This window comes from Herpetosiphonaceae bacterium (assembly GCA_036374795.1).
GTDB lineage: Bacteria > Chloroflexota > Chloroflexia > Chloroflexales > Kallotenuaceae > LB3-1.
Genome location: DASUTC010000248.1, coordinates 17,520 through 32,726 on the forward strand (window position 1 = coordinate 17,520; position 15,207 = coordinate 32,726).

Here is a 15,207-nt window from a genome sequence, read left to right on the forward strand (position 1 = left end):
GTTGTTTTCTTGTTCCGCCCTCCGGTTCTCCCATTGTTCTTTGTTCCGTTGTTCTTTGTTCTCCGTCTGTTCTTTGTTCTCCTTCCCTCCTACCCTGCGTCATACTTCCAGGTAGCCATCTTTGCTCGTCAGCGCATGACCGGTTGCCCACTACGCCGACGGGCAAGATGCTCTACACTTTGAGGGATTTTCAACCTTCCGCACGTATTCTGCGTGTTCGGTATCCAGCGAGTGTGGCTTTCGGAGGATTCTGTATGGCTGGCAACCGCGCTATTTTTGAGCGAGCCATGGAGCAGGGGCGCGCTGCGGCCCAGCGCGAAGACTGGACAACAGCACTCAAAGAAATGCTACGTGCTGTCCAGGAAATACCAAACGATCTGGACGCACGTTCTAGCCTGGCCGTTGCGCTCTACCACAACGAAAAGTATCCCCAGGCGATCCAGCTGCTCGAAGAGCTGCGCAAGCGCCGCCGCGACGATCCCTTCACGCTGGCGTATCTTGCTCGCGCCTACGAGGGCAACCAGGAGCCCGCCAAAGCGGTGCCGCTGCTGGTGCAGCTTGGCGATCAGGCGCTTGAGCAGCGGATCATCCCCGATGCGCTGGAAGCCTTTGAAGAGGCCGTGCGCCTCATGCCACAGGACCCCGATCTCCGCATCCGGCTGGCCGAGATGTTCGTCGAGGCTGGCGACATGCGCCGCGCGGCAGAGCAGTGCGTCGAGATTGCGCGCATTCGACACGCGGCAGGCGACATGCCCGGCGCCGAGGAGGCCGTCGACGAAGCGCTGAGCCTTGACTCGGCCAACCGCACCGCCCAGGCGCTCAAGGCGGAGCTGAGCCAGCGCGCGCTGCAAGCGGAGCCTGAGCCAGCCTATCAGCCGATGCCGGAGCCTGAGCCAGCCTACGTGCCCGAACCGGAGCCGATGCGCTTCGGCACGGGCGGCCTCTACGAGCGACCGCTCTCGAACGAGCAGCTCCTGGCCCAGGCTGCCGCGCAGCGCGAGGCCGGGAACGGCACGGGCGCGCTGCGGCTGTATGAGCGCGCGCTTGAGCAGGGCGCTGATCATCCCGATCTTTTTTATAGCCTGGGCATGCTCTACCAGGAGCACAACCAGCACGCCAAAGCGATCGACCTGCTCCGCAAAGTTACCGGCAACGACGAGTATGCGCTCTCGGCGCACTACGCCCTGGGCGACTCGCTCAAGGCCACGGGCGACATCCAGGCCGCCGCCGAAGAGTACGAGACGACGATCCGCCTGGTTGATCTGGAATCGATCGGACGCGCTGAGGCCGACGATCTGATCGCCATGTACCGCGCCGCAGCCGAGTGCTATGCCGAGCTAAGCGAGCTTTCGCGGGCGGCCTCGCTCTACGGCACACTTGCGGGCTTTCTCCAGAGCAAGCGCTGGGGCAAGGAGATGGCCGACGAGTTCCACGCGCGCGCGAAAGAGTTTACCGAGCGGGCGATGTTCGCCAAGCTGCGCACGATGGGCACCGGCACGCTGCCCGTCGAGCGCGTGATCGCGCCGGAGCCGGAGGAAGCGCCCGCGCAGACCACCTGGGGCTCGCTGCCGTCGTTTACCGACTTCCTGCGCGGCGACACGCCCGCAGCCGAGGAGCAGGCGGACGATCCGTTCGCGGTGCTGGACAGCCTGCCCGCAACCGAGCAGCACGTCTTCGCGCCGGTGACGCCGATCGATACCAGCGGCTGCGACGACACGATCGTTCGGTTCATCGAGGCCAGCGGGCGCTTCATCGAGCAGGGCCTCGTGTGGGCCGCCGTCGACGCCTGCCACGAGATCATTCGCCACGACAACAACTACCTACCGGTCCATCTGCGCCTGGGCGAGATCTACGAGCGCGAGGGCCGTATCGAGGACGCGCTGAACAAATACCGCACGCTGATCGATACCTACACCGCGCGCGGCCAGGAGATCGAGGCGATCGATGCCTACCATCGGATGATCGAGCTATCGCCTGAGGCCACCACCATGCGCGGCCAGCTGGTCGACCTGCTGCGCAAAGCGAAGCGCGGCGAGGAGGCCGTCGAGCAGGCGCTGATCGTCGCCAACACCTATTTCAAGCAGGGCCAGACCAGCCGCGCGCTCGAAGAGTACCGCCGCATCCAGACCTGGGCACCGCCGTCGGCGAGGCTGCACCAGGAGTACGGCCAGGCGCTGCTCAAGCTGGAGCGCTGGGAGGCCGCGCAGTTCGAGTTCCGCCGCGCGGTGCAGCTCGACCCGAACGCGCCCGTTGGGCTGGCGCAGTTGAACCTGACGATGGCGGTCCTGGGCCAGAATGAGCAGGCAATGTGGGACTCGTTCGCGGCGCTGCTTCAGAAGCTCAACGCCGAGCCGCAGCATCATCCAGCCGTCCAGGCCGAGTATCGGGCGGCGCTGCTGATCGTGGATACGCCGATCTTGCACTACCTGCTGGGCCTGATCCAGCAAGTCGCCGATCAGCATGCGTCGGCGATGATGTCGTTCGAGCAGGCGCTCAGCCTGCTGGTGATGGAAGAGCGTCCGCAGCTCTCGCCGATCCTGGTGCATCAGGCGATGGCCGAGAGCTACCTGGAGCAGGATCAGGCGCAGGAGGCGATCGATCAGCTACATACCGTGCAGCGCCTCTTCGTCGAGCAGCCGCTCCACATCGTCAGCATGCATGGGTTTGCCCGTCCGCTCACCGAGAGCGAGCTTCAGCGCAAGCTGGCGAAGGCGCTCAGCAGCGTTGGGCAGTGGGATGCCGCGATCAAGGCGCTGAAGATCTGCCAGCAGTTCGATCCGGCAGAGCCGAGCGCCTACATGCAGCTCGCCGACATCTACGCCAGGCAGGGCAACATGGAGGCCGCGCTCGATCAGTACAGCCAGCTTGCCACAGTGCATGAGAGCCGTCAGCAGCTCGACCGCGCGATCGAGGCGCTGGAGCAGGCCGCCAGGGTCGAGCCCAGCGCGATGGCGATCCGCTCGCGGCTGGCCCAGATGCTGATCCGTCGCGGCATTCTCGATCGCGGTCTGAAGGAATTAACCGAAGTAGCCTCGCTCCAGCGCGGCGCCGGGGAGATCAAAGAGGCGGTCGCATCGCTCCAGCAGGCCGCCGAGATCCAGTGGATGCTCGGCAAGCTCGATCAGGTCTATCATCTGTACGACATGATCGTCGCGTTCGCGCCTGAGGACATCGACGCGCGCCAGCAGCTTGTCAACCTGCATATTCTGGCCGGACGCCGCGACGCCGCGATTGCCGAGCAGCGCCGGATCGCGCGCATCTGCAACGATCAAAAGAACTACACCGAGGCCATTAGCTGCTTCCACCAGATCATTGCGCTCGATCCCGCCGACGCCGACGCCTACGAGAGCCTGGGCGATCTGCTGATGCGGCAGCAAGAGTACGATCAGGCCGTGCGGCTGTATAAGCGCCTGGGACGTCTACGGCCCAACGACGAGCGCGTCGAGGCGCTGCAAGCGGCGGCGGAGCGCATGCTCGTGCAGAGCCAGGGAGAGTAGAGAACAGAGAACAAAGAACAAACGGATCAGGGGCAACTTGGAACTTGGAACTTCCTGATCCCCTGACTCCCTCAAACTTGAAACCCGGAACGTTGAACAAAGAACAAAGGGCAGCGAGCGACACCGCTCTAAGCCCTTTGTTCTTTGTTTGCTTGTTCTTTGTTCTTTTTTCAGCAATTCATCAGCCGCACGCTGCCGGGCAGTGGAGCAGCTTTGCTATAATGCGTGCCAGGGAGAGAAGGTCATGAGCAGCACGTGTGCTCCACTGCGATAGCCATGCTTGATTTATCAGAATTTTGGAGTCGGCTCAATCCATTCCAGTATCCAGGCAACACCGCCGATATTGTGATCGTCGCGGTGATCTTCTGGTGGCTGCTGGGCATCATTCGGGGCACGCGAGCCGTGCAACTGCTGCGCGGCGTCACCGTCCTGCTGATCGCAACGTTCGCGATCGGCTCGGTGCTGCAACTGCAAACCGTGGAGTGGCTGCTCAGCAACGCGATCCGTCCAGCGCTCTTCGTGGCGATCCCGGTGCTGTTTCAGCCTGAGCTACGCCGCGCGCTCGAAGCGCTGGGCCGGACCAGCGAGGCGTTTACCCGCCGCCCCTTCGGCGCGAACCACAGCGATCTGGCGACGACGATCAATATTCTGGTGCGGGCTGCCGCGCAGCTCTCACAGCAGCAGACCGGCGCGCTGATGGTGATCGAGCGCAACACGGGGCTGCAAGAGTACGCCGACCGGGGCGTGATCCTCGATGCGCGGCTGTCTGTACCGCTGCTGCTCAACATCTTCTTTGTCAACTCGCCGCTGCACGATCTGGCCGTGATTGTCCGTGGCAGCCGCATCCTGGCCGCCAACGCCGTGCTGCCGCTCAGCGAAAACGTCGTCGGCATGCCGCGCTACGGCTCGCGGCACCGCGCCGCGCTGGGCGTGAGCGAGCAATCGGACGCGATTGCCGTCGTCGTCTCGGAGGAGACGGGCAGCATCTCGGTGGCGACGAACGGGCGCATGGTGCGGCATCTGAGCGAGAACCGTCTGCGCAAGCTACTGGCCGAGCTGCTCAACGTGACGCTTGAGGAGCCTCAATGAGACGACTACGCACATCCGGCCTCCAGTTTTTGCTGGCGCTGATGCTTTCTCTAGCGCTCTGGACCTACGTCTCGTTTACGGAAAATCCGACCGAGCAGGAAGCGTTCGAGGTGCCAGTCACGCTGATCGATCCCCATGAGGGGCTGGTGCTGGTCGATGCGACTACCGGCGAGCCAGCGGAGCCCAAGATCCTCACCACGCTTCAGGTCACGGGGCCGCAGCTTAATCTGGACGAGCTGGATACCGAAAGCTTCACGGCGACCGCCGATCTGAGCACCCTGGAGGCGGGCCTGCACTCGGTGCCGATTCGTGTCAGATGGCCGAGCACCGTGCGGGTGCGCAGCCACAATCCGGCCTCCCTACAGGTGCGGCTGGTGCCGGAAGCCACGCGGACCATGACGGTGACGCGCGATGTGCAGGGCCAGCTTCCGTTCTTATTCGAGCTGGAAGATATTTCGCTCGCAACCGATCAGGTCGTCGCCAGCGGGCCGCAAGACCTGATGGCCCGCATCGAGCGCGTCAGCCTGCCGATCGATTTGCAGGGCCGCACCGCAAACTTCACCAGGGAGATCGAGCCGATCGCCCTCGACGAGAATGGCGATCCGGTAAGCGGGATCACGCTCAGGCCCAATCGGATCAAAGTCAACGTGCAGATCGAGTCGCGGGTGGAAGTCCAGCGCGCCTCGGTGCTGCCCTCCTTTACGGGACAGCCAGCGCCCGGTTATACCACCGAGCGTATCGATTGGGCTCCCAAGTTCGTTGAAATTATTGCGTCGCAGGCGATCACCGTGGCGCTCGAAACCGAGAAGATCGACCTGGCGGGGCGGACCGAGTCGTTCACCCAGACGGTGAGCGTGATCAAGCCGACGGGCATTCAGACCCAACTGCTGACGGAGCGTATCACCGTCACGGTGCCGGTGGTGCCCTTCCAGGTTCCATCAAATGTGCCGCTGTTTGTACCGGTGACACCGGTCAATCTCGGATCGGATCTGGCAGTGACCGCCGATCCGCCGACGCTGACGATCACGGTGTCGGGCACGTTCGATCAGTTGAGCCAGCTTGCGAACGCGACGGTTCAGGCGACCGTCGATCTGAGCGGGCTGGGACCCGGCACATACCAGCGCCCGGCGGCGATTCCGCTTCCGCAGGGGCTACAAATCGTGGGCGATCAGCCACAGGTGACGGTGACGATCGCGCCCAGTCCGCCGGGCCAGCCATCGCCCGCGCCAACAACGAACGGAGGTTAACGCACACCGATAACGTTAAGCGCTTGGCCTGTAGGGGAAGGAGAACAAAGAACAACGGAACAAAGAACAAAGCTGTTAACTTCTGTTCTCTGTTCTTTGTTCTCTATTCTGCTCGTACAGGTGACGAGGTGAAGGTTCCTCGCGAAAGCGAGTGCTAACGATCCGGCAGAAGCGTCTCGTGGGCGAGGCGGCAGGCAGCGGCGGCGGGACTGGCACTTCCGCGCCCTGGCGGCGGACTCGCTCAGACCAGCGGACGTGGATACGGATCGGAACAGCGAAGATCAGCGGATGCCTTCAGGATGCGCTGCCATCCTCGAACGCCAGCCAAAGCCGCCGGGCGACCGGCGGGACAATCAGCGGGCGTAGCAGCACACAAGTCACAGCAGCGGGCAGCACAGTCGCGTCATCGGCTGTGGTGCGGCTGCGCACCCCGGACTTGTCTCAACCCAATGTTTTTATCAGCGACGATTATTTCCGGTCGGCGGAGTGCGGCGACGTGTGCTCGTCCTGCGTCCCGACCGCTCGATACACGAGGTTTGATTATGTGTGGCATTGTAGGATATGTCGGATCGCGCGAGGCGACAGAGGTGGTGGTGAGCGGGCTGCAACGGCTGGAGTATCGCGGCTACGACTCGGCGGGCATTGCGATCTTGAACGGCGGCGATTTCCAGGTGCGTCGCTCCGTGGGCAAGCTCAGCAATCTTCAGCAGCGGCTACGTGCCGAGCCAACGCACGGACGGCAAGGCATCGGGCATACGCGCTGGGCAACGCACGGCGGCGTCACCGAGGCCAACGCGCATCCGCATCGCTCCGACAGCGGCGATATTGTCGTGATCCAGAACGGCATCTTCGAGAACTACCTTGAGCAAAAGGGCCAGCTCGTCGAGGCCGGCGTGACGTTTCACTCGCAGACGGATACCGAGGTGATCGCGCATCTGATCGAGCGCGAGACGCAGGCTACGGGCGATTTTGTGAGCGGCTTCCGGCGCGCGATGCAGCAGCTTCGCGGCGGTAACGCGGTGGTGGCGATGCATCGCCAGCAGCCTGGGCTGATCCTGGCGGCGCGGCTGGGCAACGCTGGCGGCGTGGTGATCGGGCTGGGCGAGGACGAGAACTTTATCGCCTCCGATATTCCGGCGATTCTGGACTACACCCAGCAGGTGCTTTTTCTGGAGGACGGCGAGCTGGCGATCATCACGGATCAGACGGTGCGCGTCGAGCGCATCAGCGGCGAGGCGGTAACAAAGCAGCCGCAGCGGATCAACTGGGACCCTGTGGCGGCGGCCAAGGGCGGCTACAAGCATTTCATGCTCAAAGAGATCTTCGAGCAGACGCGCTCGATTACCGATACGCTCCATGACCGGATCGATCTCGAAAACGCGCGCGTAGACCTCGACACGCTCACGCTCAGCGACGAGCAGCTTCGCGCGATCGACAAAATCTATATCGTCGCCTGCGGCACCGCGTGGCACGCCGGGCTGATCGCCAAGTTCGTGATCGAGGCGCTCGCCCGCGTGCGGGTGGAGGTCGACTACGGCTCCGAGTTCCGCTACCGCAATCCGATCCTCGACCAGGGCACGCTGATGATCGCTATCACCCAGTCGGGCGAGACGGTGGATACGCTGGTGCCGATGGAGCTGGCGCGCGAGGCGGGCGTGCCCTGCCTGGGCATCGTCAACGCGGTCGGCTCGCAGGCGGCGCGGCTCAGCGATGCCGGCGTGATCTACCTCAACGCCGGACCGGAGATCGCCGTAGCCTCGACCAAAGTCTTCACCTGTATGCTGATCGCGGCGTATCTGTTCGCGCTCAAGCTGGGCGAGGTCAAGGGGCAGATCGATCGGGCGATGATGCGCGAACATTTGCAGGCGCTGCTGGCACTGCCCAACAAGCTCGGCACGCTGCTCCAGCAGACCGCGCGCTACGAGCAGCTCGCGGAGCGCTACCGCCACACGACGGATATGCTCTTCCTGGGACGCGGCATCAGCTACCCGATTGCGCTCGAAGGCGCGCTGAAGCTCAAAGAGATCTCGTACATCCATGCCGAGGGCTACCCGGCGGGCGAGATGAAGCACGGCCCGATCGCGCTGATCGACGAGCAGATGCCGGTGGTCTGCATCGCCGTGCGCGACAACGTGTACGATAAGATGCTCTCGAACATCGAGCAGGTCAAGACGCGCGGCGGCGAGGTGATCGCGATCGTCACCGAGGGCGATACTACTGCGCGCGACAAGGCCGACTTCGTGATCGAGGTGCCGCGCACGCTGCCGCTGCTCTCGCCTGTGCTGACGGTGGTGCCGCTGCAACTGCTGAGCTACTACTGCGCGCTGCGGCGCGGCGCGGATGTCGATCAGCCGCGCAATCTGGCGAAGAGCGTCACCGTGGAGTAGTCTGGTAAACTGCCGGTCGATCGCGGGAAACGAGGTTGCCTGGATGCCGCCCATTAAAACCATTTCCGAGGCCCTGGCGCAGCGCTGGAAGCTGCCGGAGAGGTTCGACGACCAGACCTGGCGCAGCTTCGCAGCGCAGATCGACGGCTATGCCATCGCTGAGGAGCTGGGCTTTGACCTGAGGAGCTGGGCCGCCGCGCAGGAGCAAGCTTACCAGCAGCGCGGTCGCTGGGAGCTCAATCCGCTAGAACTGCGGCTGATGATCTTCTATCAGTTCCGCGCCGATTATATGAGCGGCTACACCTATCACGAGCGCGATGAGCTGGTGGATAGTCTCATGGCGGCGCTGGGCACAGCGACCGGACAGCCCTACCAGCGGATGGGCAGCTAGCGCCTGCCAGACCCACAATGCGGCGCGGCCTGGGCTTACAACATAATCGGGATCGGATCGTCGGGGCACGGCATGCCGTGCCCCACATCATGATTCACCCACCATCGTTTAAAGTTCGACGAACTCGAAGCTCGCAACCTGGAACGATGGACCGGAGAGTTGGAGGTGCTCTCAAAGATTCCTCGCTCTACATTCCCCGCCAGCGCTTGACACGTCAGCACGCAGACTTTACGATGCACGGTCCAGACGACCCGCCAGCTCTGGATCGGCAGGTCCAGGTGTCGGGCGGCGAGTAATCGGCGGCAGCAGAACCGAAAGGAGCGCAGCACAAGATGGCACGCTGGCGACAGATCATCGGCACAATCGCGCATAACGCGGACGAGTACTTTGACGAGCTGAGACACCGGCTGTCGCAGCGCTTCGGCGGCGACGATCCGATCACGATCGTCCCATACTACGGCCACGGCACCGCCGATCAGTTCTTCCTCGGCGGTCGCGTGCTGGAGCAGCCGGGCGTGAGCGCCGCCACCGACAACGACTCGCTGTGGGATAATCTGGTCAATACCTACCGACGCTTCGAGAGCGACGAGATCCCCGGCGCGCGCATCATGGCGCGCTTCCAGGGCGTCGAGCAGGAGGTTGTCGCCGACAGCGAGGGTTTTTTCCAGGTCCAGCTCAGGCCAGCGCAGCCGCTGCCCGCCGACCGCCTGCGGCACGAGGTGGCGCTTGAGGTGCGCGAGCCGCAGTGGGCGGCGCATGGACCGGCAAAGGCTACCGGCTGCGTCTTCGTCCCGCCGCCGCATGCCCAGTTCGGCGTGATCAGCGACATCGACGACACCGTAGTGCGAACCGACGCCGCCAATCTGCTGCGCATGGCGCGAAGCGTCTTTCTGGGCAACGCGCGCACCCGGCTGCCCTTCAAGGGCGTGGCCGCGCTCTACCGGGCGCTGCAACAGGGCACCGCGTCGTCCGAAGCGGCGCCCGATGTCAACCCGCTCTTCTATGTGTCGAGCAGCCCGTGGAACCTGTACGACCTGCTGCTTGAGTTCTTCACGCTGCACAACATTCCCCACGGCCCGATCTTCCTGCGCGACTGGGGCATCTCCGAGCAGGAGATCCTGCCGACACAGCATCGCGGCCATAAGCTGGCGGCGATCCGGCAGGTGCTCGATCGCTATCCACATCTGCCGTTCATTCTGATCGGCGACAGCGGCCAGGAAGATCCCGAAATCTATCACGAGGTGGTCCGGCTCTACCCCGGACGAATCCCGGCGGTCTACATTCGCAACGTCAGCCATACGCCTGAGCGCCCGGCGGCAATCCGCAAGCTGGCCGAGGAGATCATCGCCGTTGGCAGCACGCTGATCCTGGCCGACGACACGCTGGCCGTTGCCCGTCATGCCGCCGAGCAGGGCTGGATCGCGCCAGAGACGGTCTGGATGATCGAGATGGAGCGTGAGCTGGACGCGGCACCCGCCGGTCCTGCCGAGCGGCTGCTGGGCGAGACGCAAGCAGCCGCAGCGCCGACGGTGGTCATCGACGAGGAGAGCGCCGACCAGACGCAGGCGGCGGTCGAGGGCGGGGCGATCGAGCAGGCGTTGCAGAGCGGCGATCGGGACGAGCCGCCGCCGACGGTGATCGTCGAGGGCGAGAAGGAGTAGGTTGAAGAACGAAGAACCAAGAACCAAGGGATGAACAAGCGAACAAGCGAACAAACCGCACAACGTGTTTGTTCCCTTGTTCCTTTATTCCTGTGTTTCCCGACCTATGGCTCTTCGCTCGGACGCGGCGGCTGCGCGCAGCACCAGTCAAGGCGCTGGTAGCCCTGCGTCCGTGGCCCGAACGGCTGTAGCTCCACCTGCGGCCATTCAAGCGCGATCGTCGGCAGCCGATAAACGCCGCTAGCCGTCGAAACCAGCAGCGGCTCGCCCGACGGGTGCAGCGCGAAGTAGCGCACATCGCGCTGCTGCGGCAGCAGCCGCTTGTAAGCGCCGGAGTCGGGATCGATCAGCGCTAGCCCCTGATCGTCGGTAAACAGCAGCCGACCATCGGGCATCCAGCCAAGCTGATACACCGCCGTGTCGTGCCGTAGCGTCCAGTGCCGCAGCGTGCCGTCCAGCGCCGCGACCACGATCGTCCAGTCGAAGGTGATGCCCTCACGCCGCGCAATCGCGGCAAACGCCAGCCGCGTCCCATCCGCCGACCACGCCAGCGCCGAGCCGTGAGATTGGGCGATCTCGCCGCGTCTCTCCGCCTGACGCTCCGCGAACAGCGCATCAAGCCGCTGCGGGCGGATCAGCACCTCCGGCTCGCCAGCGCCGCGCTGCACCACGAGCGAGCGACCGTCGAGGGCGACCCAGGCTACCAGATCGTTGCGCGCGGCGGGCGCTCGTCCACGGCCAAGCAGCTCAAGCTCGCGATTGCGGTAGCTCCATCGGGCGATGGTCGCGGGCGCGGCGTCGTACTCGACGGCCAGCACAATCGAGAGCGGATCTTGCCAGATGAGCGTCGTACCTGCCAGGCGCTGCCGCGTCGTCAGGAGCCTCTGGGCGTCTCCACGCTCAGGATGCGTGATCAGCACATTGCCGTCGCTCGTCGCCGCGACGATATGCCGTCCATCGGGCGACCACGCGGCATTGGTAAAGCGCTGCCGCAGATCGAGCGGCCATATCCGCGCGCCATCCTGCGCGATCAGGCTCAGCCTGCCGTCAGGCTGGGTTGCCAGGACCATCCCACGTCGATCGGTGGGCAGATCGATGGCGGCACGGCTGGTAGGCCTTGGAGGGGCAGGGATCGTAACCTGGGTGGACGCTGTCATCGTGGGCCAGGGTGTAGACGTGGGCGCTGGACGGCGCACCTCAGCAGGAGGCGGATTCTGCATCCCGATGACCACGGTCGCGCCAAGGATCAGCGCGCCGAGCAGCGCCACAGATGCATTCAACCACTGCTTCATCGCGTCCCCCTCCGATTGCGTGCCAGCTCACACTACTGTTGTACCACAGAACATAGCGGAGCAGACGAGCGACATCGGGACGAAAGAACAAAGAACCGGGGGCCATGCCCAAGGGGCGCCCGGCGCACAGAGAGCAAGGGAAACGTTGAGCTCGCCGCTTTGAACGTTGAGCTCGAAACGTTGAACTGCCTGATTCTTGGGACAGCATCGGCTTCGTCGGAGCCGAACAAAAACCTGCTGGCAGTGAAGCGTTATGCAACCACTGCCAGCAGCTTACGGCGATTAGGGCGCGACCGTGTGAACCGATCGCGCAGCTTTCGGAACATCAGAAGGAGGCTACCACTCAGGATCGATCTGCTCGGCATCGCGGAATGCCGCGCGCAGCACGACGTGACGGACCACAATTTCGTCAATGAACGCCTGATAGTACAGGCCTTCTTCCTGCCAGACAACCTTGTCGCCTTCCACAATATCAAGGTGCGATGGATGCAAGGGAGAGCCTTCGTACGATACGTGAAACCCGGTAATATCGACATGATCGACGGGCAGCAACGAGTAACGCTTCCCAACGCCAGGTCGCACTACATCTATAGTACGTAGTTGACTCAACTGCATCGATCCTCCATCTCTTGTGCAAATCGATCATCTTGCATCACAGGTGTTTAATACAACGAAGCATCGGTCGAAAGGATCTCACGGCACCATTCACAATCCATCGATCATCCGGTGCGCCTGTTCAAGCACAATCGTGGTCTGCCCGAATCCGCAGGGCGCTGAGCGACGTTATCACGTTATACAAACAAAGACACCTTCGCCGTTGAGCGAGGGTGTCTTGCTGGCGACCCCGCAGGGATTCGGACCCCCGACACATGATTGCATAGATGTGGGGCGCATCGTCCATGATCTTCTACCGGTCTATTATAGCATACGGCTTAGCGGGCTAAAGAAACGAGGCGCGCCAGACAGCCTGCTCCACTGAGATCGAGGGCATGACTGGCCCGGTCATCTCCGGCGATCGTCTGGGCCTTGCGGGATACTCGATGCCGCATAGCCGCGTGGCATACTGCGTGCTAAGCGCCCGTGCGTTATACCATAAAGGAGTCCCGTACCATGTCCTTCACAAACCAAACACCCTGCCGCGTTCTTGTCGTGGAGGACGATGAATCGATCGTGGAGATGGTTCAGATGCTCTTGGAGATGAGCGGCTACGCGGTTATCGCAGCGGAGGATGGCGTAGCAGCCGTCCAACACCTGCACGTAGCCTCGGCGCTACCCCATGTCATTCTGCTCGATCTTCAGATGCCGCGCATGGATGGTCGCACATTTCTCGCGGCTCAGCGGTCCAACCCGCAGTGGTCTGCTATTCCCGTGATCATCCTGTCGGCCAGCTACGATACTAACGTCGTGCAGCAGGAGCTAGACGTTCAGGCGTCAATTTGCAAGCCGTTCGACCCGGCGCGGCTGCTCGATCTTGTCGCCCACTTCTGCCCATGATCCAGGTTCGACGAGCGTCGGCTCAACCGCGACAGCCGGTGCCGCGTCGCAGGAGTCATTGAGCAGCCGCCCGGCAACTACCCGTACCACCCGATTCATGCCCCGATTGCTTGTGCTGACACAAACAAAAACGCCGCACTCTCATGCGGCGTTTCGCGTGGCGACCCCGGACGGATTGGTTTGTCCTTCAGGTTACAGGATCGGGCTCGTCCCGGCGCAGGATGACGCCGTGGACAAGCCTGACGGACCGCAGCAGGGAGCATCGGCTAGATCCGATGCTCCCTGCTTGAATCATCACTTGTTTTGGTGAATAGTGATGGTACCTTTCTTCGTGACAAGCGTTGGGTCCGCGTCGAACGCCGCACCCATTTGGGTATCGTAGACGATCGCATCGCCGTTGTTCTTGTCCCAGATCATGATACGGATCTTGTCGTCGGTGTTGCCATTACCCGCAGCCCCGCCGTCGATCACCGCTACCATAAAGCCGTAGTTACCCGTACCGTTAATCGTGCCGGTGCCCTGGTACTGTGCTTTTTCACCAGCCACGATGAGCCACTCATAGGTCGTGCTGAAGAACTCCAGGCTGCCCAGAGAGAACATAAGTGTAGTCTCCCCTCGGGGCGCGGTCATGTCATTGGTATAGTTGGCTTTGATGCCAACTTCAGCCGCTCCCTGGAGCGATGGATCGGGCACATACGCGCCCGCAGGTGAATTGATGCTGTCTTTACCAGTAACATGGCCCCTACCTGGATCATACACCACAACATACCGGAAGATTGCCGAGCCAGAGCCTCCGTCGTCGTCGGTGACGCTGATCTTGAGTGTGTAGATACCAGGAGTGGTGTAGATGCGGCTGCCCTGAACGTTACCGGTACCCGTCGCCGGGTTGTATGTCACGGTACCGGCACTGGTTGTGTTATTGCCCCAATCGATCGCGGCAGTGTGCGTGTCCGCCGTGCCGGGATCGGTGAATGGAGCGCTCACATTGATCGCTGTGCCGACCGGAACCGCCTGTGTCGGCCCGGTGATCGCGCCGACCACTGGTGCGACGTTATTGATTGTCACCTGCGCGACGTACTCAGTGAAATCGCCGTCCTTATCGCTGATCTTGGCTCTGACCGTGCGTAGGCCATTGTCATTGGTCGCGCAGCTTGCCGTGGCCGTGCTGCTGGCGCTGCCGTAGCCGCTGCCACAGTCGAAAGCGTAGCTGAAGCCTGCCGCCGTGTCCCCACTCGATGGGTCGAACGGGTTGCTCAACACCAGCGCGATCGGGCTGCCCTCGTCCACGGGCGACGTGGCGCTGAAGCTCGCCGTCGGCGCGACGTTATTAATCGTGACTTGCGCGACATACTCGGTCGTGCCGCCGTCCTTGTCGGCGATCTTGGCCTTGACCGTGCGCACGCCGCTGTCGGTCGTGGCGCAGCTTGCGGTGGCCGTGCTGCTGGCGGAGCCGTAGCCGCTACCACAGTCGAAGGCGTAGCTGAAGCCCGCTGCCGTGTCCACACTCGATGGATCGGAGGGGTCGCTCAGTGCCAGCTCGATCGCCTGCCCTTCGTCGACCTCCGTCGGTGCGCTGAAGGTAGCCAGTGGTGGCACATTGTCGATCGTCGAGGTCGCGGTGTACTCCGTGAAATCACCGTCCTTGTCGGTGATCTTGGCTTTGACCGTGCGTAGGCCGTTGTCGTCGGTCGCACAACTGGCCGACGCCGTGCTGCTGGCGCTGCCATAGCCGCCACCACAGTCGAAGGCGTAGCTAAAGCCCGCCGCCGTGTCCGCGCTCGATGGATCGGAGGGGTCGCTCAGTGCCAACTCGATCGACTCGCCTTCATTCACCTGGGAGGAGGCCGTGAAGCTCGCCGTTGGCGCAACATTGTTGATCGTCGAGGTCGCGGTGTACTCGGTGGTGCCGCCATCCTTGTCGGTGATCCGGGCTCTGACCGTGCGTAGGCCGTTGTCGTCGGTCGCACAGCTTGTAGTGGTCGTGCTGCCCGTGCCGCCGTAGCCGCTGCCACAGTCGAAGGCGTAGCTAAAGCCTGCCGCCATGTCCGCGCTCGATGGGTCGGATGGATTGCTCAAGCTGAGCGTGATCGGGCTGCCCTCGTCCACCGGTGAGGCCGTCGTGAACGTGGCGGTCGGCGCGACGTTGGCG

At 63.1% G+C, this 15,207-nt stretch carries 10 protein-coding genes; 7 read left to right on the plus strand and 3 right to left on the minus strand.

The features are described from left to right. Positions 1-254 precede the first annotated feature (254 nt). The 6 genes from VFZ66_18405 to VFZ66_18430 all read left to right on the plus strand — a co-directional run bounded on the left by VFZ66_18405 (position 255) and on the right by VFZ66_18430 (position 10,272). Positions 255-3,497, plus strand: a complete 3,243-nt coding sequence (locus tag VFZ66_18405; GenBank protein ID HEX6291162.1) for a tetratricopeptide repeat protein — start codon at positions 255-257, stop codon at positions 3,495-3,497. Positions 3,498-3,773: 276 nt separating this feature from the next. Further along, positions 3,774-4,586, plus strand: a complete 813-nt coding sequence (cdaA, locus tag VFZ66_18410; GenBank protein ID HEX6291163.1) for a diadenylate cyclase CdaA — start codon at positions 3,774-3,776, stop codon at positions 4,584-4,586. After that, the gene (locus VFZ66_18415; GenBank protein HEX6291164.1) at positions 4,583-5,833 is read left to right on the plus strand and encodes a CdaR family protein; all 1,251 of its coding nucleotides are present in this window, start codon (positions 4,583-4,585) and stop codon (positions 5,831-5,833) included. Before cdaA ends, VFZ66_18415 begins: the two co-directional genes overlap by 4 nt. Before the next feature lie 542 nt (positions 5,834-6,375). After that, positions 6,376-8,220, plus strand: a complete 1,845-nt coding sequence (gene glmS / locus VFZ66_18420) for a glutamine--fructose-6-phosphate transaminase (isomerizing) (protein HEX6291165.1) — start codon at positions 6,376-6,378, stop codon at positions 8,218-8,220. A gap of 43 nt (positions 8,221-8,263) precedes the next feature. After that, complete coding sequence (locus VFZ66_18425) at positions 8,264-8,611, plus strand: hypothetical protein (GenBank protein ID HEX6291166.1); 348 nt, start codon at positions 8,264-8,266, stop codon at positions 8,609-8,611. Between the two features lie 332 nt (positions 8,612-8,943). Further along, entirely contained in the window at positions 8,944-10,272 is a 1,329-nt protein-coding gene (locus tag VFZ66_18430; protein HEX6291167.1) for a phosphatase domain-containing protein, read from the plus strand. A 104-nt stretch (positions 10,273-10,376) separates the two neighbouring features. On the opposite strand, the gene VFZ66_18435 is transcribed toward VFZ66_18430, so the two are convergent. Continuing rightward, positions 10,377-11,564, minus strand: a complete 1,188-nt coding sequence (locus VFZ66_18435) for a hypothetical protein (protein HEX6291168.1) — start codon at positions 11,562-11,564, stop codon at positions 10,377-10,379. Between the two features lie 336 nt (positions 11,565-11,900). Further along, positions 11,901-12,179 (minus strand): hypothetical protein, encoded by a 279-nt coding sequence (locus tag VFZ66_18440; GenBank protein ID HEX6291169.1) that lies wholly within the window; start codon positions 12,177-12,179, stop codon positions 11,901-11,903. A gap of 495 nt (positions 12,180-12,674) precedes the next feature. Here VFZ66_18440 and VFZ66_18445 point away from each other — a divergent pair, with 495 nt between their 5' ends. Then, a complete protein-coding gene (locus VFZ66_18445) occupies positions 12,675-13,058 on the plus strand; it encodes a response regulator (protein HEX6291170.1) in 384 nt (127 codons plus the stop codon). 294 nt (positions 13,059-13,352) lie between these two features. Here the strand turns inward: VFZ66_18445 and VFZ66_18450 are convergent. Further along, positions 13,353-15,207: PKD domain-containing protein (locus VFZ66_18450; GenBank protein HEX6291171.1), on the minus strand; the 1,855-nt coding region annotated here is incomplete at its 5' end.